The sequence below is a fragment of the Caballeronia sp. LZ029 genome, assembly GCF_031451275.1.
In the GTDB taxonomy this organism is placed as follows: domain Bacteria; phylum Pseudomonadota; class Gammaproteobacteria; order Burkholderiales; family Burkholderiaceae; genus Caballeronia; species Caballeronia jiangsuensis.
Genome location: NZ_JARUXO010000006.1, coordinates 1 through 1,018, shown reverse-complemented (window position 1 = coordinate 1,018; position 1,018 = coordinate 1). Strand labels below are relative to the sequence as shown.

At 60.6% G+C, this 1,018-nt stretch carries 1 protein-coding gene and 1 pseudogene; both read right to left on the bottom strand.

All coding sequences use genetic code 11. The features are described from left to right. Window positions 1-6: 6 nt before the first annotated feature. The gene (gene istB / locus QCE73_RS33835; RefSeq protein ID WP_033536439.1) at window positions 7-873 is read right to left on the bottom strand and encodes an IS21-like element helper ATPase IstB; all 867 of its coding nucleotides are present in this window, start codon (window positions 871-873) and stop codon (window positions 7-9) included. Next, window positions 870-1,018: pseudogene (locus tag QCE73_RS33830) on the bottom strand (IS21 family transposase); the annotation flags it as partial. The pseudogene QCE73_RS33830 and the gene istB, both read right to left, overlap by 4 nt.

Sequence of the window (1,018 nt, the reverse complement as noted above, 5' to 3'; positions counted from 1 at the left end):
TGGTGATCAGCCGTTTTCGGGATCGGGTGAGCTCCTCCGGGGGCGTCCTGGGCGCCGGCGCGGCGTTTCGGCAGATGCCGGGTGTAGAGATGATGGACGGTTGCGTAGATGGTCAGGGAGTAAATCGGCGTGCTCGCGCAGACGGTAAGAAGAGCCCTCAATCTGCACCACGATCGCGTGATGCAGCAACCTGTCGAGCAGGGCTGCTGCAACGACACTGTCGCCGAATACCTCGCCCCACTCACCGAAGCTGCGATTGGAAGTCAAGATAATCGCGCACCGCTCATAGCAGGCGTTGATCAGTTGGAAGAACAGGTTGCCGCCGTTTGAGCCGATGGGGAGATATCCGATCTCGTCGACAATAAGCAGGCTGTTGCGCGCGAGGAAGCGCACGCGTTGCGGCAGATTGCCTTCGCGCTCGGCCTTCGCCATCGAGCTGACGATTTCGGCGAGCGAGCCGAAGTACACGCTCTTGCCGGCGCGGACCGCTTCGACACCCAACGCGATGGAAAGGTGTGATTTACCGGTTCCAGGCGGCCCGAGGAAATGAACCGCCTGTCGCCGCTCGATGAAATCCAGTTGCGCCAGCGTCATGATCCGATCACGATCGAGGCTCGGCTGGAAACTGAAGTCATATCCGGCGAGCGTCTTGATTGTGCCCAATCTTGCTGTCTGTAGTGCCATCCGAATACGCCGTGTCTCGCGCGTAGTGAATTCCTCGCCCAGCAGCGTCTCGAGCACTTCCAGCATTGAGCTGTCGCCCTGCTCAAAGCGCTTCAGAGTGGCATCTAGAGCTTCGAGAGCGCGTGGCATGCGCAAGCCAACGAGGTAACGCTGTATCCGCTCGACAGTCGAGCTTGGAACGCTGTTCATGCATGCCTCCCAACGTCAGCTAGGCGCTTTGCGACCTGATCATAGAACGATAGGGGCCGGCGTGCGACGCCTGCATTTGAAGGCGGCAGCGCGCGTCCGGTTTGCGGCTTGCGCTTACCGGAGCGCCTGTGGCCAGGCAGCAGTG

Coding starts and splice junctions, on each gene's coding strand:
- istB (WP_033536439.1), bottom strand. CDS start 873: ATGAACAGCGTTCCAAGCTCGACTGTCGAGCGGATACAGCGTTACCTC.